This window comes from Mesorhizobium sp. M7A.T.Ca.US.000.02.2.1 (genome assembly GCF_003996995.1).
Classification (GTDB): domain Bacteria; phylum Pseudomonadota; class Alphaproteobacteria; order Rhizobiales; family Rhizobiaceae; genus Mesorhizobium.
In genome coordinates this window covers 1-19,157 of the sequence record NZ_RZTT01000075.1, presented here as the reverse complement: position 1 = coordinate 19,157, position 19,157 = coordinate 1, and the positions used below count along the sequence as shown (strand labels likewise).

15 protein-coding genes are annotated in these 19,157 nt (G+C 63.0%); 8 read left to right on the top strand and 7 right to left on the bottom strand.

Translation table 11 applies throughout. The annotated features are described in order from the left end of the window. Window positions 1-278 precede the first annotated feature (278 nt). The 5 genes from EOD15_RS10000 (at window position 279) to fhuB (ending at window position 7,865) form a co-directional block, all read left to right on the top strand. On the top strand, window positions 279-1,634 hold the full coding sequence (locus EOD15_RS10000; RefSeq protein ID WP_127321330.1) for a glutamine synthetase family protein: 1,356 nt from the start codon (window positions 279-281) through the stop codon (window positions 1,632-1,634). A 123-nt stretch (window positions 1,635-1,757) separates the two neighbouring features. Then, a complete protein-coding gene (locus EOD15_RS09995) occupies window positions 1,758-2,642 on the top strand; it encodes an AraC family transcriptional regulator (protein ID WP_164761829.1) in 885 nt (294 codons plus the stop codon). A gap of 136 nt (window positions 2,643-2,778) precedes the next feature. Next, the gene (locus EOD15_RS09990) at window positions 2,779-4,956 is read left to right on the top strand and encodes a TonB-dependent siderophore receptor (protein WP_245463629.1); all 2,178 of its coding nucleotides are present in this window, start codon (window positions 2,779-2,781) and stop codon (window positions 4,954-4,956) included. Between the two features lie 34 nt (window positions 4,957-4,990). Continuing rightward, the gene (locus tag EOD15_RS09985) at window positions 4,991-5,869 is read left to right on the top strand and encodes an iron-siderophore ABC transporter substrate-binding protein (protein ID WP_127321334.1); all 879 of its coding nucleotides are present in this window, start codon (window positions 4,991-4,993) and stop codon (window positions 5,867-5,869) included. After that, window positions 5,862-7,865 carry a Fe(3+)-hydroxamate ABC transporter permease FhuB gene (gene fhuB, locus EOD15_RS09980; protein WP_127408451.1) on the top strand — a complete coding sequence of 668 codons (2,004 nt, stop codon included), beginning with the start codon at window positions 5,862-5,864 and terminating at the stop codon, window positions 7,863-7,865. The genes EOD15_RS09985 and fhuB overlap by 8 nt, the downstream gene beginning before the upstream one ends. Window positions 7,866-7,901: 36 nt before the next feature. Here the strand turns inward: fhuB and EOD15_RS09975 are convergent, their stop codons facing one another. From EOD15_RS09975 to EOD15_RS09960, 4 genes are all read right to left on the bottom strand, one after another. After that, entirely contained in the window at window positions 7,902-8,699 is a 798-nt protein-coding gene (locus EOD15_RS09975) for an amino acid racemase (protein ID WP_127322406.1), read from the bottom strand. Next, window positions 8,696-10,057: a cation:dicarboxylase symporter family transporter gene (locus EOD15_RS09970; protein WP_127322407.1), complete on the bottom strand. Its 1,362-nt coding sequence runs from the start codon at window positions 10,055-10,057 to the stop codon at window positions 8,696-8,698. The genes EOD15_RS09975 and EOD15_RS09970 overlap by 4 nt, the downstream gene beginning before the upstream one ends. A 1-nt stretch (window position 10,058) precedes the next feature. Then, window positions 10,059-10,898 (bottom strand): transporter substrate-binding domain-containing protein, encoded by an 840-nt coding sequence (locus tag EOD15_RS09965; protein WP_164762017.1) that lies wholly within the window; start codon window positions 10,896-10,898, stop codon window positions 10,059-10,061. Window positions 10,899-11,083: 185 nt separating this feature from the next. Next, window positions 11,084-11,776 (bottom strand): SDR family NAD(P)-dependent oxidoreductase, encoded by a 693-nt coding sequence (locus EOD15_RS09960; protein ID WP_127322408.1) that lies wholly within the window; start codon window positions 11,774-11,776, stop codon window positions 11,084-11,086. Between the two features lie 370 nt (window positions 11,777-12,146). On the opposite strand from EOD15_RS09960, the gene EOD15_RS09955 reads away from it, so the two are divergent. The 3 genes from EOD15_RS09955 to EOD15_RS09945 all read left to right on the top strand — a co-directional run bounded on the left by EOD15_RS09955 (window position 12,147) and on the right by EOD15_RS09945 (window position 16,446). After that, window positions 12,147-13,262, top strand: a complete 1,116-nt coding sequence (locus EOD15_RS09955; RefSeq protein WP_127322381.1) for an anhydro-N-acetylmuramic acid kinase — start codon at window positions 12,147-12,149, stop codon at window positions 13,260-13,262. 232 nt (window positions 13,263-13,494) lie between these two features. Continuing rightward, window positions 13,495-14,643: a phosphate ABC transporter substrate-binding protein PstS gene (pstS, locus tag EOD15_RS09950; RefSeq protein ID WP_245463628.1), complete on the top strand. Its 1,149-nt coding sequence runs from the start codon at window positions 13,495-13,497 to the stop codon at window positions 14,641-14,643. Window positions 14,644-14,721: 78 nt separating this feature from the next. Next, complete coding sequence (locus EOD15_RS09945) at window positions 14,722-16,446, top strand: Na/Pi symporter (RefSeq protein ID WP_127272615.1); 1,725 nt, start codon at window positions 14,722-14,724, stop codon at window positions 16,444-16,446. Between the two features lie 81 nt (window positions 16,447-16,527). On the opposite strand, the gene EOD15_RS09940 is transcribed toward EOD15_RS09945, so the two are convergent. The 3 genes from EOD15_RS09940 to EOD15_RS09930 form a co-directional block, all read right to left on the bottom strand. Continuing rightward, window positions 16,528-16,956 (bottom strand): GNAT family N-acetyltransferase, encoded by a 429-nt coding sequence (locus EOD15_RS09940; protein ID WP_127322884.1) that lies wholly within the window; start codon window positions 16,954-16,956, stop codon window positions 16,528-16,530. Window positions 16,957-17,313: 357 nt separating this feature from the next. Then, window positions 17,314-18,684, bottom strand: coding sequence for a sigma-54 dependent transcriptional regulator (locus EOD15_RS09935; RefSeq protein ID WP_127322883.1), 1,371 nt, complete (start codon window positions 18,682-18,684; stop codon window positions 17,314-17,316). Further along, window positions 18,681-19,157, bottom strand: a 477-nt coding sequence (locus tag EOD15_RS09930) for an ATP-binding protein (protein ID WP_127408450.1), incomplete at its 5' end; no start/stop codon positions are given. The genes EOD15_RS09935 and EOD15_RS09930, both read right to left, overlap by 4 nt.

Sequence of the window (19,157 nt, the reverse complement as noted above, 5' to 3'; positions counted from 1 at the left end):
AGATCTGCCCGCAGCAAACTCCCCCCTCCCGCCGATAGCGGCTGCGCGCTGGTTTACCGGCTCGTGCTTGGCTTTCCGCCCTCCAGCCTCTATGTTGCGACCGCAGATCGCGCAATTGGTTTTGAAATGCCTCCCGACATACCAGCTAGTGACTTGAAAAAATAAGGAAAAGCGCTTGGCGACAGCCAAGTCTGTTTTCCTAAAACTCACAAGCTATTTTTATCAGGGACAGTGCAGCCGGTCAGGCTGCGGCACCTTCAAAAACCAGAGGTCATAAATTGAGCGATGCAATTGCGGACGTTTTGAACTGGCTTGACAGCAGGACCGACATCCAGAGCCTGAGAGCCGCGGTGTGCGACCTCAACGGCATCATGCGCGGCAAGCGCATTCCCGTCGAGCAGGCAAGAAAGGCGCTGGAAGGCAAGCTGCGCATGCCTTTTTCGCTGATCGGGCTCGATGTGTGGGGCGAGGACATCGAAGGCAACACACTGGTATTCTCGACCGGCGATGCCGACGGACTGTGCCAGTGGACGGGGCGCGGCATTCTGCCAGTGGCCTGGACGGCGCATCCGACAGCGCTTGTCCCGCTCTGGCTGGCCGACGAAAGCGGCGCGCCCTATCTCGGCGACCCGCGACGGGCGCTGGCCCGCATCCTTGATCGCTACAAGGCCTTGGGCCTGACCCCGGTCGCGGCAACGGAACTCGAATTCTACCTCGTCGATCCGCAATCGCAGCGGCCGGTCGGACCGGTCTCGCCGGTGACCGGACGCCGTCTCGATTCCGACGCGGCGCTGTCGATCGACGAGATCGACGACTTCGAATCCTTCATCCATGACGTCTACGAGGCCTGCCGGACGCAAGGCATTCCCGTCGACACGGCCATCGCCGAAAACGGCGTCGGTCAGTTCGAAATCAATCTGAACCATGTCGCGGACGCCTTGCGGGCGGCTGACGATGCGGTGCTGTTCAAGCGCACGGTGAAGGGCATTGCGCGCAAGCACGGCTTTGCCGCCTGTTTCATGGCCAAGCCCTATGGCGACCGGGCAGGCAACGGCTTTCACGTTCATTTCAGCCTGCTCGACGGCGAAGGGCGCAACATCTTCGATGACGGCACCGACCAGGGTTCTGAGACCATGCGCCATGCGGTCGGCGGCCTGCTTGCGGCAATGGCCGAAAGCACGCTGGTGTTCGCGCCGCACTTCAACTCCTACCGCAGGCTGCGCCCGAGATCCTATGCGCCGACCGCAGTCGCCTGGGGTTATGAGAACCGTATGGTGGCGATCCGCATTCCCGGCGGGCCAACCGGTGCGCGCCGCATCGAGCATCGCGTTTCGGGAGCCGACGCCAATCCCTATCTGGTGCTAGCGGCCATATTGGGCGCCGCACTGACGGGCATTGAAAGACAAATATCGCCAGGCGATCCGATCGGCACCGACGGTCAGGGACTCCCGCCGGCAAAGCTGCCGCCGGACTGGGCATCCGCGATCGCCGCCTTCGAGAGCGGGACGCATGTGGCGGAGATTTTTCCAGCCATCCTGCGCGACTCCTTCGTTGCCTGCAAACGCCAGGAATTGAACACGTTCGCGCTCAATGTCAGCGATTTCGAAATCGAGACATACCTCGAAAGTGTTTGAGGCCGACGGCCCCAGCGGTATTGGTTCCGGCCGATTTTCGAGCAGCCGCAAAGCACTTGCGGTGGGGTCGCTAACCGGGCATAAACATGATGGTTTTTATCATGTTGGTTGGGATCACAGGACTTGACCTTCGTTGCGCGCATGGAAAGCCGGATTGAGGGCTTTTCAGTCATTGGCGATCTGAAATGGCATGTCTGGGACGGCGTGGTCGCCGACCTCTGGGATGTCTCATGCGGTGACAAGGCCGAAGGCTATTACGTCTCTCCCGACCCCCGGCTGTTCGTCGCGCTCGATGTGGATGGCGACGGCGCTTTCTTCGTCGAAGGCGCCAAGGGCGAATTGCGCCGCCACGACCAGGCTTTTTCCATGGCCTACATACCGGCCGGCGTGCCGATCCGCGGCCGGGTCGAGGGGCTACGGCGGATCCGGCATCTCGACCTGCATTTCGACGCCGCAGCGCTGACGCGCCGCTTCGGCCGCAGCCTTGACCACGAGGCCTTGCGGATGTCGCGCTTCCAGTTTCGCGACGACCGGATCGCCATGCTTGCCGGCATGATTGCCGCCGAATGCGGCAACGACCGGCCTCTGCATGATCTCTATGGCGAGGGCTTGCTCAATGCCTTGTTCGCAAGCCTGTTCCAGATAGACCAGCCTGATACCGCCAGGCGACGGTCGCCGCTGTCGCGCCGCAAGCTGCGCCTCGTCACCGACTACATCGACGCGCATTGCCTGGACAGGATCCGGCTTGCCGATCTCGCCGCGCTGACCGGCCTGTCCGAAACCGCGATGAGTCATGCCTTCAAGGCGGCGACGGGCGTGCCGCCGCATCGTTGGCAGATGCAAGCGCGGGTCGACAGGGCCAAGGCGATGATGGCGCGTGACGCCGCTTCACTTGGCGACATCGCCGAGGCAACGGGTTTTTTCGACCAGGCGCATCTGACGCGTGTGTTCAAGTCGATTGTCGGATTGACGCCCGGCGCCTGGATGAGGAGCACCAGTCGCCAGTGACATTTCCGCAACATCACACCGTGATGTCCCTCGTTTGGACAAGAATGGACAAACTGCCCAATTCCGTCCAATGACCCGCAGATAAGTTGAGATAAATGATCAAGTATCTCAATGTCGACAGGCGGGGACTTTCCTGATGAGCAGAACTTACCGGATGAAGGCGCTTCTGGCGGCCAGCGTCGCCGCGGCCGCGATGATCCCGCCAATGGCCGCGTTCGCACAGTCGGTGCAAACCAGCACCCAGCTTGAACCGGTGGTGGTCGAGGGCGAGGCCGGCGACGGCGCGACCGGACCGGTTAAGGGCGTCGTCGCCAAGAAAAGCAGGACCGGCTCCAAGACGGCGACCGACATCAAGGACATCCCGCAATCCGTGTCGGTGGTCGGCCGTCAAGAGATCGACGACCAGGGCGCACAGAAAGTCGACGAAGCCTTGCGCTACACGGCCGGGGTGTTCGCACAGCCCTTCGGCCCGGACAGCGACACCAACTGGCTGTTCATCCGCGGTTTCCAAGCCACGGCTGATGGCACCTACATGGATGGGCTGCAGCTGTTCAGCTACGCCTTTGGCGGCTTCTACGTCGACAGCTTCGGCCTCGAGCGAGTCGAAGTGCTGAAAGGACCGGCGTCCGTACTCTACGGCGGCAGCAATCCCGGCGGTCTGGTCAACTATGTCAGCAAGCGGCCGGACGGCAGGCAGCGCTATATCGAGACCGGCGTCAACGATGCCGGCAATGTCTATCTCGGCTTCGACATCGGCGACGTCGCCAAGGATGGCGCGGTCAGCTACCGGATGACGGGCAAGGTCGCCGGCGGCGACACCTACAGCGATTTGCAGAATGGCTGGCGCGGCTTCATTTCGCCCAGCATCACCTGGCAGCCCGACGAGCAGACCAAGCTGACGGTACTGGCAAACTACAGCCACATCGACGAGAACCACAATGGCGGCAGCTTCCTGCCTTACATCGGCACTGTAACGGATCGGATTATCGGCGGAGTGAATTACGGTCGAATCGACCCAGATGCCAATTTTACCGAGCCGAGTGTCGATCTCTACAAGCGCGAGCAAGGTTCGATCGGCTACGAGTTCGAGCACACTTTCGACAACCAATGGACGGTGCGTTCCAACATGCGCCTCAGTGCGGCCTCGATTAATGAAGTCAACGTCTACGCCAACGGGTGGGCGAGCGCGACGCAGCTCAATCGCATCAATTTCGGTCACGATACCGACGCCACGACATTCCTGTCGGACCTGCAGATCGAGGGCAAGGTGGAGACAGGCGCTGTCGAACACACGCTGCTGGCCGGCATCGACTACAAATATTACAACATCGACCAGGTGCAGTCGTCGGCGCTCTTCGGCACAACCCCTCCCATTGATGCTTTCGACCCAATCTACGGCGCGCCACTGACGCCACGAGTCAGCTACCTCAATCAGGACTTGACCCAGAAGCAGCTCGGCTTCTATGCGCAAGACCAGTTGCGCTTCGGCGACGGCTGGCTGGTGACGCTGAACGGCCGTTACGACCGTGGCTGGCTCGACGCCGACAATCGGCCGACATATTACTCGGCGAGTTCCAGCACGCAGAACCAGACTGTCGGCGACTTCTCCGGTCGCGCGGGCCTCGCCTATGAGTTTGCCAACGGCGTAACCCCCTATGCCAGCATTGCCACCTTCTTCAACCCGCTCATCGGCACCGACGCCAACGGTAATCTGTTCAAGCCGGAAGAGGGCGTGCAGTACGAAGTCGGCGTCAAATATGTTCCGACCTTTGTCGATGGCCTGTTCACCCTGTCGCTTTTTGACCTGACCCGTCAGAATGTACCGTCGAACGTTACTTTCTTCACGCAGTTGCAAACCGGCGAAGTGCGCTCACGCGGTATAGAACTGGAAGGCAAGGTCAACGTCACTGAGGATTTCCGGCTCACCGGCGCTTTCACCGCCTATGACATCGACATCACCAAGGACGCCAACCCGGAGCTGATCGGCAAGACGCCGTTCATCGTTCCAGAGGTGATGGCCTCCGCCTCAGTCGACTATACTTTTCGTGGCGGCTGGTACGACGGCATCTCGATCGGTGGCGGCCTTCGCTACGTCGGCTCCTCATGGGCAGACAACGCAAACAACAACAAGGTTCCAGCTGTCACACTGGCCGACCTGAAGCTTGGCTACGACAGGGAGACCTGGGGTGTCGATCTGAACATCACCAATCTGTTCGACAAAACCTATGTCTCCAGTTGTCAGACCACCACTGTCGAAGCCTGTTCCTATGGCGAAGGCCGCTCGTTCAAGCTGAAGGCGCATACGACTTGGTAGTCGACTTGGTTACAGCTTGCCAAACAAGCCAGTGATGATCCATCTGCCCAACAGACGGCAGGTGCTTGCGCTGGCGGCCGCGGCATTGCTGCCACCGGTCGCCGCCAGGGCGGCGGCGATGCGGGTTGCCGCGATCGACTGGGGCATGCTGGAGACGTTGCTGGCACTCGGCATCGAGCCGGTGGCGGCGACCGAACTGATCCAGTTTCGCAAGATCGCGGTCGAGCCGAGAGTGCCCCAATCGGTGACCGATCTCGGGCTGCGCGGCGCGCCCAATTACGAGCTGCTGCGCATCGTCGCGCCTGATGTCATCGTGATCTCCAATTTCTACGAATACCAGCGCCCGATGCTCGAACGTATCGCGCCGGTGTTTGCGCAAACGGTCTACGAGGCCGGCGTGCCGCCTTATGTGCTCGCCGAGGCAGCGACACTGGCCCTGGGCGAAAAGCTGGGACGGCAGGCCGAGGCGGAGCGCTATACCGATGAGACCGCTGATGAAATCGCGCGGCTGCGCGGCACCTTGCCGCGCGCTTCCGGGCGTCCGGTCTTCGTCATCAGCCTAGGCGATAGCAGGCATTTTCGCGCCTTTGGCCGCGACTCCATGTTCGGCGATGTGCTGACGCTTCTCGGCCTGGTCAATGCATGGACCGACGAGACGAGCTACAGCGCGGCGGCACCCGTCGGACTGGAGGCGCTGGCGCGCGTGCCCGAGGCGTCGATCCTGATCGTTTCGCCACTGCCGGCCGATGTCGGGCGCTCGCTTCCGACAAATGCCTTGTGGAATGCTCTGCCGGCGGTGCGTCAGAACCGCGTTGCCGTGCTGGAGCCGGTCAACCATTTCGGCTGCCTGCCGTCGGCGCGTCGCTTCGCGCGCCTGGCGACGGCAGCTATTGCCGGGCAAAGCCATGGCTGAGCGCGCAGTCGGCCACCGCGCCACGACGAGTGCCGCGCTGTCGCCAATCGCCCTGTGGAGCTTCCTGGCGGTGCTGGCCGCGCTCCTGTTCGCATGGCGGCTCGGCATGCAGTGGCCGGCTCCACTGCCGGGCGGCATCGGTCTCGACCGCGTCATCCTGGTCTACAGCACGCTGCCGCGCGGCGCGGTGGCGGTGCTGGCGGGCGCCGTGCTCGGCCTGTCCGGCCTGCTGTTGCAGCATGTGCTGCGCAACCCGCTGGCCGAACCGTCGACGCTTGGCATCTCGGCCGGCGCGCAACTGGCGATGACGATCGCCTCGCTTTACGCACCGCTGCTGATGGAGCGGTCGCAGGGCCTGGTCGCCTTCGCCGGTGGCATCGCCGCGGTGCTGCTGGTGCTGGCATTGACCTGGCGGCGCGGGCTGGAGCCGGTGTCGGTCATGCTCGCCGGGATGATGGTGGCGCTGACCGCCAGTTCCGTCAGCGCAGCACTGATCCTCGCCAATGGCGATTACCTGTTTTCGCTGTTCATCTGGGGCGGCGGATCGCTGGTCCAGCAGGACTGGGAGCCGACCATCGCGCTGACGATCAGGCTGGCGGCCGGCGCGGTTACCGCATTGATGCTGCTGCGGCCGCTGACCATTCTTGGTCTCGACGATGCCTCGGCACGCGGCCTGGGCGTCGCTCGTCACTCAAGCCGCTTTCTCATCATCGCGCTTGCCGTGTGGATGGCGACGTCAGTCGCGGCAGAGGTTGGCGTCATCGGGTTCGTCGGTCTTGCAGCGCCGGCGCTGGCCACGCTTTCGGGCGCCCGCACACTGCGCCAAAAACTGATCGCCGCGCCGTTGATCGGCGCCGTGATGCTGTGGCTGACGGACGGGCTGGTACAGCTGGCCGCCGGTTCCGGTGGCGAACGCATTCCGACCGGTGCCGGCACCGCCCTGCTCGGCGGTCCGCTGCTGCTGTGGCTGTTGCCGCGGCTGCGCCTTTTCGAATGGCCGCATCTCGGCTCCAAGGGGGCAGCACCGCGCAAGGCCAGCCGGCCCTGGCTGATCATCCTGCTTCTGTTTGCGCTGGCGCTTGTCGCTGCCATCGTGGCGCTTGTCGTCGGGCGTGGCCCGGACGGCTGGTCTATTGCTGGGGGAGACCTGTTAACCGATCTCGCCGCGTGGCGTGCGCCGCGGATCGGCGTGGCGGCTGCCGCAGGTGCCATGCTCGCGGCCGCCGGCGTCGTCATCCAGCGGGTCACCGCCAACCCGCTGGCAAGCCCCGAAGTGCTGGGGGTCGGCACCGGCGCCGGCGCCGGCCTGACCGCCGTGCTCATGGTTAGTGCCACCGCCGGGCTGGGCTGGCAACTCGCCGGTTCCGGCCTCGGCGCGCTAGCGGCGTTGGTTGCCATGCTTGTCCTTGCCGCACGAGCAAAGTTCGGTGCCGAGCGGCTGCTGCTTGCCGGTATCGCCATGAGCGCGCTGTGCAGCGCTGCGATCACCGCGACGATCGCCATGGGCAACGCGCAGTCCTACATTTTGTTGCGCTGGCTGAGCGGCTCGACCGGCCAGGCGTCGGCGCTCGATGCAGGGCTGGCAATCGCCTGTCTGTTGCCGCTGACGCTGCCGCTGTTCCTTGCCGCCCGCTGGCTGGACATCCTGCCGCTCGGGTCCGACAGCGCACGCGGGCTGGGCGTGCCGGTCGCTGGCGGACGATTGATGCTGATCGTCGTTGCCGCGCTCCTCACCGCGCTGGCCGCCATGGTCGTCGGGCCATTGAGCTTCGTCGGCCTGATCGCGCCACACCTTGCCCGTCTGGTCGGCTTTTCGCGCGCCCGCGTCCATCTCGCCGGAGCGATGCTTCTGGGCGCCCTGCTGATGATCGTCTCGGACTGGCTGTCGCGCATGGCTGCCTTTCCCTACGAACTGCCCGCCGGCCTGTTCGCTTCGCTGCTTGGCGGGCCGTATCTCGTCTACCTGCTTGCCAAGGGCGTGCCGCGCCAGGGCTGACGGGTTCCGAAATGCTATGAGGTTCTATCCATAGGGCTAGGCCAGTGCGGCCAAGCTGGCGCGCATCGATTGGTCATGTTCCGGCAGCCGCGATACGGTCGGCAGGCCGCGGGCTTCCTGGGCACCGAAGCCCAACCGTGTCAGACAGGCTCGCGCCAGGGCCGCATTGCTGTCGATGACGACCAATCCATTGATATCGTTGAGGCTGGCGGCCACCACCGACAGTTCGGTGCAGCCGAGCAGGGCTGCATCGGCGCCGGCCGCTTGCGCGATATCGAGCGCGCGCTCGGTTTCAACCGCCGCATCCGCGATCGAACCCGCCTTGACGAGGCTGATCGCGCTGTCGACGCAGGCCTGAAACTCGGTGTTCGCGGGAAGGCAGAGCTCAAATCCCGCTGCCGACATCCTGTCCTGATAGAAGCCGGAGACCAGCGTGCCTTGGGTGGCGAGAACAGCAACCCGGCCCTGATCCAGGCTGCGACGCGTCTCCGTCACCACAGCATCTCCGATATGGATGATTTCCGCGCGCGAATTCGCCGCCAGTTGGCTGTACCAATGGTGGGCGGTGTTGCACGGCATCGCGATGCGGGCGACGCCGAGCGCATTGAGCGTCGCGACCGCGGCTTTCAAAGGCGCCAGCGGCCCATCATGGCCGGCAAGGATCGCTTCGGTCCTGTCGGGCAGCTGCGGGACACTGAGAATCACGGCAGGCACATGTTCGTTGTCTCTGAGCGCCTGGGTCATCCGGGTCAGCTTGAAGTAGAAATCAGCCGAAGCAAGCGGCCCAAGACCGCCGATAATGCCGAGCTGGGGACGGATGCTGTCGTCGATCATCTGACAGGCTCGGCTTCGAGCTGGTCCGAGGCGACGTCAGGCTGCGTCGTCTCCCTGTGGCTGGGAGCGATCATTGCCGTGCTCGCCGCGACGGTGCAGACGCTGGCCAGCGTCATGAACGTGTCGACGGCTGCATCCACCGCGACGAACAGGACGAACGCCGCCTCGAAGGGAAGCTTCAGGTAGCCGCACACGATGGACATCTGGGACAGGATGAGCAGGCTACCCATGCCGCCGGTGGTGAGCGCGAGAAGCGCTGAGATGATGCCGACGAGCACGAGGTCCGAGACTGCAAGCTGGTGGCCGTAAAGCTGGGCGATGAAAAGCGCACCCGAGGTGTAGAGCAGCGCTGGGCCTGTACGCAGCAATGCCGCCTGCAGCGGCACGAGCAGTTCGACCACCACCAGGCTGAACCGCAGGCGCTCGCTCAAAAGGTTGATGACCCAAGGCAGCGAGGCGACCGTAGAGCGTGTGGTGATGGCCACCATGAGAAGGGGCTGGCAGGTCTTGATCGTGGTCCAGTAGCTTCGTCGCGACCGGATGGCGATAATCGCAAAAGCCCCGGCAACGAATATGAGGCAGGAGAGGCCCATCACCAGCAGGTAACCGCCCATCAGCGTGAGCGGCTTGGTTCCGGTCGACGCGGTCTGGTCCGCGATCAGGATGAAGGTTGCAAAGGGCAACCCCCAGATGAACCAGTTGGTGAGCACCGTGCAGGCCCGGTAGACCGCGTTAAGCGCCTGGGTCAGGCTCATGGACGAAGGCTGGGGAATCTTCCCCATCGCGAGCCCGAAAAGCAGGCAGAACAGCAAAACCTGGATGGTCTGGCCCGAGGCAAGCGCGTTGAAGACGTTGTTCGGCACCAGGTCGAGCAGGATCGAGTGCCCGCCATTGGGATCCCCATTGGAGGGCGGCGGCTGGAACGGGAAGGCGAGATCGGTGGACACGCTGCCTTGCGAATTGATGAACTCGCCAAGCTCGATGCGCGACTGCGGATTCTCGATCTGGCCCGGCTGCAGGATCAACGACAGGGTGCCGCTCACCAGCACGCTCAGGAACGATACGGCCAGCACGGCCATGCCCACCTTGCCGAGGTAGCGGACGGATTTCGGGTCCTGGACCATTGCCGTGATGGAGAAGATGACCGACGAGACCAAATAGGGCAGGACGACCATCTTGAGGAAATTCAGGTAGAGCTGTGCGACAGGGCTGATCGCATGGGCAAAGTCTGGATAGTAGAGGCCGCACAGTATCCCTGCAGCAATCATCACAATCGTCGTCACCGGAGATCGCAGGATACGCCTTGCTGCGAGGCGCCAGTCGAAAGGCAGGGGTCCGGCTACCTCGGAGATGGCCATGTCAGGCTTTGCTCCCCAGGCGATAGCGGGCGATGATCTCATCCGTGTTGAGAATCTGCTGACCCCGCGCGAGATCGAGATAGAGATCGACAAAGGCCGCGAGGTGCGGATTGTCGGGCCGCACGCCGACTGCGATCGTATCGACCTTGTCGGTCAGCGTGATCGAGCGCGCGACAACCGTCATCGACGGATCGTCGACCATCAGCTTCTTGATCTCGAAATCATCGCGATAGGCCATGTCGATCGTCCCGTTTCGGATCGCATCGATGATCAGATCCCAGCTTGCCAGGCGGTGGATTTGCGCATGCGGGAAGGTCGTGGCCGCATAGGTGGCGAATGAAGAGCCCTCGATCACGCCAAGATCGCCTGAGAAATCACGGACGATCTGTTCGGCCGGTTTGCCTTGCGCGATACGCGCCAGGTTGAGGCGGTTGGCGATCAGCCCTTGCCGCAGCATGGCGTAGGGGCGGGAATAGATGATCGACCGGCCGCGCTGAAGCGTCCGGCTGAGCTTGCCAATCGCCATGTCGGCCTGTCCGGAACTGACCTGTCTGACGATATCGTCGAACGTTGCGGCGGATCGGTCGAATACCGGCTCGACGCCAAGCGCCGCGGCGATGCCGTGGGCCAACTCCATGTCTATGCCATCGTCCCCCGATCCGTCGGACGGAAAGAACGGATTGGAAGCGAAGGCCGGCATTGCGATGCGCAATGCATCGCCGCTCGCGATAGGTTGAGGGGCGTTCTCCGCCTGCTGTCCCGGAGTGATGGCTGCGCGGGCTTGTGAAATCAGCAACCCGCCGCTCCCGGCCGCAAGCAGTGTACGACGTGTAACCGACATGCGCGTTCTCAATTAACCCGGGAAAGCTGCAACATGCACAACCCGCGTTAAACAAACGTATATATTACACTGTGCCTTTTTATGTATTGGACAAGCAGCTTAGCGCCACAAAATATCAGCATTGCCTAATATATAGGAAAAGCGGAAGGATCGCGTTGCTTCCCGCCGGGCGATCGTCTGGATTGTCAAAACGTCTCGACCCAAGGCCGTAACTCAAGCTCCGAGCTCCAGGCGCTGCGATGCTGGCGATGGACCGCGAGATAGGCCTCGGCGATGGCATCCGGCGACAGGCGGCGGTCCTGTAGGTCGGGATCGGCTGCCTGTCCGGGCGGCGCGATCTGGCCGTCGAGAATGAAATGGGCGACGTGGATGTTCTGCGGGGCGAGTTCGCGGGCCATGGACTGCGCCAGGCCGCGCAGGCCGAATTTCGGCATGGCAAAACCGGCCGAGCCGAGAAAGCCCTTCACACTGGCAGTGGCGCCGGTGAACAGGATCGAACCGGATCCCCGGACAAGCAGCCGGCGCGCCGCCTGCTGGCCGACCAGGAAGCCGCCATAGGCGCCGACCAGCAATGCCTGTTTGACCGCTTCCGCATCGAGCTCGGCGATCGGGCCACGGGTGCGTGCGCTGGCGTTGAACACCACGAGCGCCAGCGTGCCGGCCTTGTCGGCGGTGTCGAACAGCCTGGCGACGGACGCAGCGTCGGCGACATCCGTCTCAACGGCCAGAGCACCGGTCTCGTCGATCAGAGCGCTGAGCTTCTCGACGTTACGGGCGGCCAGAACCACGCGAAAGCCTTCCCGGGTGAGAAGGCGCGCAAGCGAGGCGCTCAGACCAGCGCCCGCGCCTGCAATAACGGCCACATCGGATGAGGTCATGATTTTCTCTCCCTTGCGGATTTCGGCGGAAGCGTTCGCCAGACCAGACAAGGTCGCGCCTTCGCGGCCGGCAGGCAAGAGGTGGCATCTCGGTGGCTGTTGAACCAGACGGCCTGCAGAAAGGACGTTGCGCGGTCCAACATCGCCTGTGGCGCTACGAAAGCCGCTCGGCCTTCAGCACCGAGACCGCCACTTCGAAAGGGGCAAGGCTTGGACCTTGCCCGCTGCCCGGATTCATTAGACCAATATTTTGACGGTAGAATCGTCAGGTTTCGCAAAGCTGTCGGCGATCTCATCAATGGGACTGGAGCGTGGTCCCGAAAAGTGGGAAACGGTTTCCGGAAAGATCATGCTCAACAAGGAAACGACTATGGAACCAATCTGGGCCGTCGGCCTGATGACCGGCACGGTGCTGGACGGCAACATCGACGTCGCGCTGATCAAGACCGACGGCGAACGTATCGAGGATTTCGGCACCTACCGGCTGATGCCCTATCCTCCGTCGATCCGCTCCCTGCTGGAAGAGACGCTGACGGAGGCGCGGGCGTGGAACTTTGTCGGGCCGGAGCCGGCGATCTTCCACACCGCGGAGGAAGCCCTGACGCGTGCCCAGTCAGCAGCCGTCAAGGAATTGGTCGAAGGCTATGGCATGACGATGGCCGATATCGGCGTCGTCGGTTTTCACGGCCAGACCGTTCTGCATCGCGCGCCGCAGGTTGGACGGCTGGGCCAGACAAGGCAACTCGGCGACGGTGAGCTGATGCATGCCCTGTTGGGTACCAAGGTCGCTTACGATTTCCGCTCGGCCGACATGCGCGCCGGGGGGCAAGGCGCGCCGCTGGCCGCGGTCTATCACACGGCGTTGATGCGCGGCGCCGGCGCCAATGGCGAGGTGGCCGTACTCAATCTCGGCGGCGTCGCCAACATCACCTGGTGGGATGGCGCCGACAATGTCGTTGCCTTCGACACCGGCCCCGCCAACGCGCCGCTGAACGATTTCATCAAGTCGAAGGGGCTCGGCGAGATGGACCGCGACGGCGCGCTCGGCGGTGCGGGCAAGGTGGACGAGGCGCGGCTGGCCAAGCTGCTGCAGCACCCCTATCTCACCAAGCCCTATCCCAAATCGCTGGACCGTTTCGACTTCGGCGCCGCCATGGCGGACGGGCTGGATGCGGAGGATGGCGCGGCACTGCTGACCGCCTTTACCGCTGGAGCCGTCGGCAAGGCACTCGACCTCTTACCAAGCCGTCCGAAAAAACTGGTGGTCAGCGGCGGCGGCCGCCACAACCCGACCATGATGGCGATGCTGACCAGCCGTGCCGGCGTCGAAGTGGTGCAGGCCGAGAGCCTCGGCTGGAGCGGCGACGCGGTCGAGGCGGAGTGTTTTGCTTTCCTCGCGGTGCGCGTGCTGCGCGGCCTGCCGATCAGCTTTCCGAGCACGACCGGCGCACCGCGGCCGATGCAGGGCGGAAAACTCGCCGGTTAGAGCCTCTTCCATCCCGGAACGGGATGGTCTCTATCTCAGTGTTTGAGGATGACCTTTCCCGCCCGGCCGACTTTCAGGCGATGCGGCTTTTTGCTCAGGTTTTGCAGTCGAAAGGTCTTCGGAATAGTCGAAAAGCTTTTCCGCCGGGACCCACTGTCATCCAACCGTTAAGAAGAATTAATACAAGACAACAGCGATCTTGTTTTCAGCTGACGCCTCATTTCACAGGCGTATGGCCATTGATGCGCGCCTACATAGCGGCGGCAGTATAGTTGGGATTCAATTTATGTTGTCAGCAGGTTTAGCCTTATTGCGCGGTGCACGGCCGACGGTTTCGGGGGCGGCAGCTGCGCTCGCCCTTGCAATCATCGGGGCCATGATCGGATCCGCTGCGCGGGCTGAGCCCATTCGCGGTGCGGGGTCGACACTGGCCGCGCCGATCATCGGCAAGTGGGCAACGACATACAAGGCTGCACGCGCCGACGGCGGCGACTTCTTCACGCTGGACTGGACCGTCGATTATGAACCGGTCGGATCCCTTGCCGGCCTGATGCGGCTTGCGCAGCCCGAACTGGATTTCGCCGCCACGGATGTTCCCGTGCCGGCTGATGATCTCGCCAGGAACGGCCAGCAGCAATTTCCGATCGTCATGGGCGGGATCGCGGTGGTCGCCAATCTCGATGGCCTGCCGGAGCAAGGTCTGCGCCTCTCCGGCCCGGTGATCGCCGACATCTACCTGGGCAAGATCAAGTCCTGGTCCGATCCTGCGATAAGGGTGCTCAATCCCGACATAGCCCTTCCCGATCTCGCCATCAGCGTCATCCACCGGCAGGATGGTTCGGGCTCAACCTATGTCTTCACCGAGTTTCTGTCATCGACAAGCGAAGACTGGAAGACGAAGCCTGGAGCCGACACTCTGATCGACTGGCCGCTCGGGACAGGCGCGGAAGGTACGCAAGCGCTTCTTCGTGCCGTGGCTGCGAGCAAGGGGGCGATTGCCTACGCCGAATACGGCCAGGTTCTTCGCGCCGGCCTTCCCTTCGCAGCGGTCCAGAACAAATCCGGCAAGTTCGTCAAACCGGACCCGGAGGGCGTGCAAGCAGCGGCCACCTCCGTCGCCTGGGGGGAAACGACCGACTTCTTCGCCTCCCTCACCAATCGCAGCGGAGATGGTGCGTACCCGATCAGCACGGCGGTGTTCGCCGTTGTCCAGGTCTCGGGGCGTTCGGAACATCGCTATCGCCGCGTGCATGATCTTTTCCGGCTCGCCTTCGCGCAAGGTGCCGGCGACGCCACCGCACTCGGCTATGTGCCGCTGCCGAAAGCGCTCATTGGCCAGATCGAACAGTATTGGGCAAGGCAATTGCCGGTCGGAAACTGACCCGAACGAAAGCTGCCTTGCGCAGCAACTGAACTTCATACCGCGTCGTCGTGGCGACTTGTTGGGGGCCTGCCTGAAATGGACATAGATATCTTCAAGGACATCCTCGTGCCGGTGATCGGCGGCTTGGGCATCTTCATGCTCGGTCTGGATTTCATGGCAAACGGCATCCAGGCGCTGTCGGTCAACCGGATGCGCGACTTTCTCGCCAAGGCAGCCGGTACGCCGGTCAAAGGCGTGCTGGCTGGAACGCTGATCACCGGCGTCATCCAGTCGTCGACGGCGATGAGCGTCATGGTCGTCGGGCTGGTCAATGCCGGTGTCATCGCCCTGCGGCCGGCGATCAGCGTGATCATGGGCGCCAACATCGGCACCACGCTCGGCAACGGGCTCATCGCCCTGCCGCTCGGTCCGCTCGGATTGATCCTGGCCGGCGTGTTCTCGCTGGTCTACTGCTTCGCCAAAAGCGAAAAGGTGAAGAACATAGCGCTCGCCTGCATGGGTTTCGCGCTGATCTTCTACGGCCTCAACCTGATGACCGGCGGCCTGCGTCCGCTTCGCAACCTGCCGGAAGTCATGGCGCTGCTGCAGACGCTGACGGCCGACTCCTACCTCAACCTTTTCAAATGCGTGTTCATCGCCGCCGGTGTGACCGCGATGATCCACTCGTCCTCGGCGACGATCGGCATCGTCATGGGCCTTGGCGCGGCGGGCATTCTCGACTGGACAACCGCCGTCGCCTTCTCGCTCGGCGCCGATCTCGGCACCACGATCACATCCTGGATGGCTTCCCTCAATCTTTCGAAGAACGCCAAGCGGACCGCCTATGCGCACATCTCGTTCAATATCATCGGGGTGTGCATCACCATCCCTCTGTTCTTCGTCTCCATCCAGGTGCTGGAATGGGCCATGCAGTTCTTCGGCGGCGATCCGGCCGTTCCGGTGATTGTCGACGGCAAGGAGACCTTCCCCCTGGTGCCGGTCGCGGTCGGCCTCTACTCGACCTTCTTCAACGTCTTCAACACAGTGCTGCTGTTCCCGTTCATCGGCGTGTTCGAGCGGGTGCTATCGCGTGTCGGCCACACGGATGCCGACGACGCGGAGGATTTCTCGACGCCGAAATTCCTCGACCGCAAACTGGCCAGCGACTTTGCCAAGGCCATTCCCGCCGTGCAGCAAGAGACGGCCCGCCATCTGGAGGCCGGCGCCATGTTCCTCGACATCGCACGCTCTTCCAAGAAGGCGCCGTCGGATCCGGGCGAGCACTATCTGGCGACCGACATCCTCAGCCGCGATATCCGCGCCTACACCGCCGCGCTGATGAAGGAGGATCTGCCTTACGAACAACTCGATCTGATCGCCAGCCTGATCGAGGAAGCCGACTTCACGGCCGCCCTGACGGAATCGATGCATCAGGTGGCGCGCCGCGTCAGGCGCGAGAAGTTCAGCAACCCGGCGCAAGCCATCGTCGACGTCGCGCTGAACAAGCTCGACACGTCGCTGCGCGAAATCTTGCCTACTTACGGAATTTCCAGCCCGCAGATGCCGGCCGGCCATGTAAATCTGCCCGGGGTCGAGGAACTGCGTGCCCGCACGCTGGCGCTCGGACCGAATGCCGGTGCCGCCGAACGCGGCACGATCCTTGCCCTGCTCGGGTCGATCGAGCGTGCGGAAATCCTGATCCATCGCATCGATGCCGAGCGCAGATCCGTAAACCGCCAAAGTGTGCTCGCCCGTGCGTCGGCACGCAAGGAAACCAGAGCAAGCCCGATGGGAGACCCAGGCCTGGTTCCGGCCGAGTAGCGGTCCGCCGGACCATAACCACCTTCGTTCGGATTGCGGGTCAGGCAGGAAGACAGTCCATCCCGGTTCCGCCGGGACGGATCAGACCAACGCCAGCCTCTTCTGTAAAAAGATGCGGCTGCGGCCGATAGGGAAATCGGCGAGCGTTCCAAAGGGTTCGTAACCCTGACGCTGATAGACCTTGGCGGCATTCGGATTGAAGGTGTCGATCCAGGCATTCCGGCAACCGCGTGCCATGGCTTCCTGTTCGGCCGCATCCAGCATCTTGCCGGCCATGTGCTGGCCTCGCAGCCGCTCATCGACCCAGAGCCATTGCACGTAGAGCCAGCCCCAGGCCGTGTAACCGGAAATGCCAGCGACGACCGCGCCATCCTCGTCGCGCACAAACACCACAAGCGCCTTCCTTTCGGATGCGCCGACATCGCCGTCGTTGAACGCCGTCAGCCTTTCGGCGAGAAAGGTAAGGTCTTCCGGCAAGGGATTTGCCGTCGTTTCCAGTGTCGTGTTCATCGCTTTTCCGGGTAGTGTCCCAGTTTGATTTGGGCGTTTACCCCTGCCTCAACCACCAGTCTGACGCCCAAAATCCTAAGCCGAGCACAATCAATGTAACCGGCCAATAAGCAATCGCCCAAGTAAAGCCGATGATCGCCGCCCACAGGAAGCCCCCTCCGTGGCGTTCTCCCAGGAAAACTTGGAGGATAAGCAACCCCGCGAATAATAGGCCGAGCCATCCAAGAATGAGAACTTTAACCTTCAGGACACGCTCCTCCCTTCCTTTCCACGAGGTATAGGCGGTTTCGCCTGCGCCTCAAACGCGACCGACGATCTTCTGAATTCAAACTGAGACATTACCCTTTCCGGGATGGGCTACGTATCCGGATCACCGCCATTGCGAAACTCTGATGCGGCAATGCCGTAGCGCTTGAGCTTGTCATAAAAGGTCTTGCGCGGCACGCCCAGAGCATCAATGGCGCCGCGCACGTCGCCGCCATGATCGCGCAATGCGTCGCGGATGAGTTGTGCCTCGTATTGGCCGACCCGTTCGGGCAATGCTGCCGTAGGCTCCGGCGAATGCGCGGAGACCGCCCTCCTCTCATCTTCCGGACCGAGGCCGAGCGCAACACGGTCGGCAAAATGGGCAAGCTCGCGCACATTGCCTGGCCAGTCATGCGACTGGAGATGATCGCTGACCGCAGCGTTCATCTTCGCGACAGGCCGGCCGAACCGTTCTGCCGCCTTGCCGAGGAAATGCCCAAACAGCATCGGGATATCGCCGCGACGCTCGCGCAGCGGCGGGATGCGCAGCGTCACCACGTTAAGGCGAAAATACAGATCCTCGCGAAAATCACCGCGCTGGTCCGACCGCCCCAGATCGACCTTGGTCGCGGCGACGACCCTGAGATCGATGCGCCTGATGTCGTTCGAGCCAAGTGGAGTGAGGCTGCGCGTTTCGAGCACGCGCAGCAGCTTGACCTGGAGCGCCGGCGGCATGGACTCGATCTCGTCGAGAAACAGCGTGCCGCCGCTGGAATGCTCGATGCTGCCGATCCGCCGCCGCTGCGCGCCGGTGAACGCGCCCGCCTCATGGCCAAACAACTCGCTCTCGATGACCGTCTCCGGCAGCGCACCGCAATTCAGTGCCACGAAGGGTTTTGCGCGCCGTCGCCCCCATCTGTGCAGGAGGTCCGCCACCACTTCCTTGCCGGTTCCCGTTTCTCCCTCGACCAGCACATCGACGTTCATGTCGGCAATCTGGCGCAAGGTCTCGCGCAGTCGCTTGATGGCAGGAGCCTCGCCGATCAGCGGCAGGCCGTCAGTTGCGAGGGCCGCGGCTTCGCGCAGCCGCCGGTTCTCCATCACCAGCCGTCGCTTCTCACTCGCCCGTTTCAGCGCCTCGACAAGGCGGTCGCCGGCATAGGGTTTCGAGATGAAATCGTAGACACCGTCCTTGAGCGCGGCCACTGCGAGATCGACGTCGCCATGGCCGGTGACCAGGATCACGGGTATGTCCGGGTCGATCGCCTTGATGCGATCGAACAGCTGCAGCCCGTTCATGCCCGGCATGCGGATGTCGCTGACCACCACGCCTTCAAAGGTCCTGTCGACAACGGCAAGCGCTGCCTCGGCGGCGTCGCGCGCGACCACAGCGAAGCCGGCAAGCTCGAGCAATTGCGTTGTGGCGTGCAGCAGGTCCGCATCGTCGTCGACGAGCGCCACCAGCCCTGATCCCTCAATCATTCAATTCGCCTCAAGTCGACGGTAAAGGATGCGCCGGTGCCATTGCCGGGATCGATCCGCAGCGTGCCGCCCAATTCCTGGGCGATCTCCTGCGAGATCACCAGCCCGAGGCCAAGCCCCTTCTCCTTGGTGGTCTGGAACGGCATGAACAGATTGCCGGCTGCTTCCGGGCCGAGACCTGGGCCGTTGTCGCGCACCGAAATCAGCACCCTGTCGTCGCGCTCGGCAAGCTCGATCTCGATGCGCGGATCGGCATGGTCCTTCATAGCGTCCAGCGCATTCTGCAACAGATTGACCAGGATCTGTTCCAGCCGGATGCGGCTGGCCATGACCACCGGCGAGGCATTGCCGCGCGGCTTGACGATGGTCACGCCGGAATCACGGATGCGGCCCGACAGCAGCGACAGCGCGCCATCAATTGCCTCGCGCACCGGCAGCGGCGAAGCGGCAACCCCGGGTCGACGGGCGAAAGT

What these genes read in the sequence shown, in the direction of transcription:
- EOD15_RS09990 (WP_245463629.1), top strand. Translation starts at nt 2,779, where the DNA reads ATGAGCAGAACTTACCGGATGAAGGCGCTTCTGGCGGCCAGCGTCGCC.
- EOD15_RS09985 (WP_127321334.1), top strand. Translation starts at nt 4,991, where the DNA reads ATGATCCATCTGCCCAACAGACGGCAGGTGCTTGCGCTGGCGGCCGCG.
- fhuB (WP_127408451.1), top strand. Translation starts at nt 5,862, where the DNA reads ATGGCTGAGCGCGCAGTCGGCCACCGCGCCACGACGAGTGCCGCGCTG.
- EOD15_RS09975 (WP_127322406.1), bottom strand. Translation starts at nt 8,699, where the DNA reads ATGATCGACGACAGCATCCGTCCCCAGCTCGGCATTATCGGCGGTCTT.
- EOD15_RS09970 (WP_127322407.1), bottom strand. Translation starts at nt 10,057, where the DNA reads ATGGCCATCTCCGAGGTAGCCGGACCCCTGCCTTTCGACTGGCGCCTC.
- EOD15_RS09965 (WP_164762017.1), bottom strand. Translation starts at nt 10,898, where the DNA reads ATGTCGGTTACACGTCGTACACTGCTTGCGGCCGGGAGCGGCGGGTTG.
- EOD15_RS09960 (WP_127322408.1), bottom strand. Translation starts at nt 11,776, where the DNA reads ATGACCTCATCCGATGTGGCCGTTATTGCAGGCGCGGGCGCTGGTCTG.
- EOD15_RS09955 (WP_127322381.1), top strand. Translation starts at nt 12,147, where the DNA reads ATGGAACCAATCTGGGCCGTCGGCCTGATGACCGGCACGGTGCTGGAC.
- pstS (WP_245463628.1), top strand. Translation starts at nt 13,495, where the DNA reads ATGGCCATTGATGCGCGCCTACATAGCGGCGGCAGTATAGTTGGGATT.
- EOD15_RS09945 (WP_127272615.1), top strand. Translation starts at nt 14,722, where the DNA reads ATGGACATAGATATCTTCAAGGACATCCTCGTGCCGGTGATCGGCGGC.
- EOD15_RS09940 (WP_127322884.1), bottom strand. Translation starts at nt 16,956, where the DNA reads ATGAACACGACACTGGAAACGACGGCAAATCCCTTGCCGGAAGACCTT.
- EOD15_RS09935 (WP_127322883.1), bottom strand. Translation starts at nt 18,684, where the DNA reads ATGATTGAGGGATCAGGGCTGGTGGCGCTCGTCGACGACGATGCGGAC.